Raw genomic sequence first — 3,450 nt, 5'->3', positions numbered from 1 at the left:
GCTGGTCCCTGGTGTCGAGCCGCACCCAGTTCGATCACCGTGCGGTGGTCTTCGGCGAGGACCGCGAGGAACTGCTACGCGCGGTGGCCGAGAGCCGTTCGGCCGCGGGCGTGGTGTCGGGTGTGGTTCGGGGTGGGCGTTCGGCGTTCCTGTTCTCGGGCCAGGGCTCGCAGCGGGCGGGCATGGGCCGGGAGCTGTACGAGGCGTTCCCGGTGTTCGCCGACGCCTTCGACGCCGTCTGCGCGGAACTCGACAAGCACCTGGACCGTCCGGTCAAGGAACTGGTCTTCGACGCCGAGTCCGACCTGCTCGACAGGACCGTCTACACGCAGGCCGGCCTCTTCGCGGTCGAGGTCGCCTTGTTCCGGCTGATGGAGCACTGGGGCGTCACTCCTGACTACCTGCTGGGCCACTCCATCGGCGAACTCGCCGCCGCGCACGTCGCCGGCGTGTGGTCGCTGGAGGACGCGGCTGCTCTGGTGGCTGCACGTGGCCGGCTGATGCAGGCCCTGCCGGAGGGCGGGGCGATGGTCGCTGTGCAGGCCACCGAGGACGAGGTCCTGCCCCTGCTCACCAACGGCGTGTCCATCGCCGCCCTCAACGGCCCCACCTCCGTCGTGATCTCCGGCGACGAGGACGAGGTGCTGGCCATCGCGGGCCGGTTCGCGAAGTCGAAGCGGCTGCGGGTCAGCCACGCGTTCCACTCGCCGCGCATGGAGCCCATGCTGGAGGAGTTCCGGCAGGTCGTGCAGGCGGCGACCTTCCACGCCCCGCGGATTCCGATCGTCTCCAACCTGACCGGCACCGTCGCGGGCGAGGAACTGCTGACCGCGGACTACTGGGTCAACCACGTCCGCCGGGCCGTCCGGTTCGCCGACGGCATGGCTCACCTCGACGCCCAAGGCGTGGCCGTCTACCTGGAGCTCGGCCCCGGCGGCGTCCTGTCCGCCATGGCCCAGGAAACGGTTGCCGAGGCCGCGTTCGTCCCCGCCCTGCGGAAGAACCGTGCCGAGGCCGACGCGGTGGTGGCCGCGCTGGCCGAACTCCACACGCACGGCACCGCCGTCGACTGGACCGCCTACTTCGCCGGCACCGGCGCCCGACGCGTCGACCTGCCCACCTACGCCTTCCAGCACCAGCACTACTGGCCCGAGCCGGCCGAGCCGGAAGCCCTCACCGCTGCCGATCCCGCCGACGCGGCGTTCTGGAAGGCGGTGGAGGACGAGGACCTGTCCGCGCTCGATCTCAGCGGCGACCTCAGTCTCAAGGACGCCCTGCCGGCCCTGTCGTCCTGGCGCGACCGGCAGCGGCAGCACTCCACCCTCGACCGGTGGCGCTACCGCGTGGTCTGGCGACCCGTTCGGATCGCGGACGGGGACGTCACCGGGCGCTGGCTGCTCGTGGAGCCCGCGGGGGGCCCGGCTGACGACGGTCTGCGCGCGGAGGGCCTCGCCGAGGCACTGGCCGAGCACGGCGCCGAGGTGGTGCGCGTTGCGGCGGCCGATCGTGCCGCGCTGGCCGAGCGCCTCGCCGAGGCCGTTGCTCCGGGTGCCGTGCGCGGGGTCGTCTCGGCCCTGGGCCTGCGGGACACCGTCGTCCTCGTCCAGGCACTCGGCGACGCGGACGTGACGGCGCCCCTGTGGTGCCTGACCCGGGGGGCGGTCTCCACCGGGGGCGTGGACCCCGTGGTCCGGCCGGAGCAGGCCGCCGTATGGGGGCTCGGCCGGGTTGCCGCTCTGGAACTGCCACACCGCTGGGGCGGGCTCGTCGACCTGCCGGAGGAGTTCGACGACAGCGCCGCCGCACGGCTGTGCGCGGTTCTCGCCTCCGCCGGGGACGAGGACCAGGTGGCCGTGCGGGGGACCGGCGTGTACGCGCGTCGGCTGGTCCGGGTCTCCGCCGGGCACCGCGCCCCCACCGCGTGGAGGCCGCGAGGCACCGTCGTCGTCACCGGAGGAACCGGCGCGCTGGGCGCCCGGGTCGCCCGCCGCCTCGCGGAGGGCGGTGCCGAGCACCTCGTCCTCACCAGCCGCCGCGGCCCCGAAGCACCCGGCGCCGCTGAGCTCCGTGACGAACTCTCCGCATCCGGAACGCGCGTGACGGTCGCGGCCTGCGACGTCACCGACCGGGAAGCCCTGTACCAGCTGCTCGACGGACTGCGCTCCGCGCAGGAGGAGATCACCGCGGTCGTCCACACCGCCGGTATCGGCCCCACCCGCCCCGTCACCGACCTCGGCGACGAGGAACTGCGGGCCGTGCAGGAGGCCAAGGTGCGCGGCGCCGTCCTCCTCGACGCGTACTTCGGCGAAGACGTCCCCCTGGACGCGTTCGTCCTCTTCTCCTCCAGCGCGGGTGTGTGGGGCAGCGCCGGCCAAGGCGCCTACGCCGCCGCCAACGCGCACCTCGACGCCCTCGCCGAACAGCGCCGCTCGCGCGGTCTCGCCGCCACTTCCCTGGCCTGGGGGGCCTGGGGCGGCGGGGGCATGGCCGACGGCGAGGCGGGCGAACTGATGCGCAAGCGCGGGCTTCCACTGATGGATCCCGGCCTGGCCCTGATGGCCCTCGAGCACGCGACCGCGTCCGACGAGACCTGCCAGGTCGTGGCGGACGTCGACTGGGAACTGTTCGCCCCCCGTTTCACCGCGGCCCGCCCCCGACCGCTGATCTCCGAGATCCCCGAGGTCCAGGCCCTTGCCCGGACGGCCGAACAGTCGCTGCTGGACGGAGCGGCCAACGGCTCGGCGTTCGTCACCCGGCTGCGCGGCCTCTCCGCCGCCGAGCAGCACCAGACGCTGCTCAAGCTGGTGCGGACCGAGGCGGCCGCCGTGCTGGGGCACCCCGGTCCCGAGGCCGTGAAGCCGGGGCGGGTCTTCCAGGACCTCGGGTTCGACTCGCTCGCCGTCGTCGAACTGCGGAACCGTCTGAAGGCCGCCACCGGTCTGTCGCTGGCGGCCACCCTCGCCTTCGACCACCCGTCGCCCGAGGCCCTTGCCCGCCACCTCCACAGCGCTCTCCTCGGCGGGTCCGGCACCGCGGAACAGGACGGTCTCCCGGCCGCGCGGGGTGGCGTGACGGACGACGACCCGATCGTCGTCGTCGGCATGAGCTGCCGCTTCCCCGGCGGCGTGAACTCCCCCGAGCAGCGGTGGGAGCTCATCGTGGCGGGCGAGGACGCCGTCGGAGGCTTCCCGCTGGACCGCGGCTGGGACCTGGAGCGGCTGTACGACCCGACGCGCAGCACGCCGAACACCACCTACGTCGACCGGGGCGGTTTCCTCTACGAGGCCGGGTACTTCGACCCGGCGCTGTTCGGCATCTCGCCGCGTGAGGCACTCGGGATGGATCCGCAGCAGCGGCTGCTGCTGGAGACGTCGTGGGAGGCGTTCGAGCGGTCGGGCATCGACCCGGCGTCGGTGCGGGGCACCCGGACGGGCGTCTTCGCCGGCACCA

1 protein-coding gene is annotated in these 3,450 nt (G+C 73.7%); it reads left to right on the top strand.

Going from position 1 to position 3,450, the window contains the following annotated elements; all coding sequences use genetic code 11:
• Nucleotides 1-3,450: SDR family NAD(P)-dependent oxidoreductase (locus tag A2U95_RS21260; RefSeq protein WP_166025717.1), on the top strand; the 3,450-nt coding region annotated here is incomplete at both ends.

This window comes from Streptomyces chilikensis (genome assembly GCF_001642695.1).
Lineage (GTDB): Bacteria > Actinomycetota > Actinomycetes > Streptomycetales > Streptomycetaceae > Streptomyces > Streptomyces chilikensis.
This window is presented reverse-complemented; position numbering and strand designations above follow the sequence as displayed.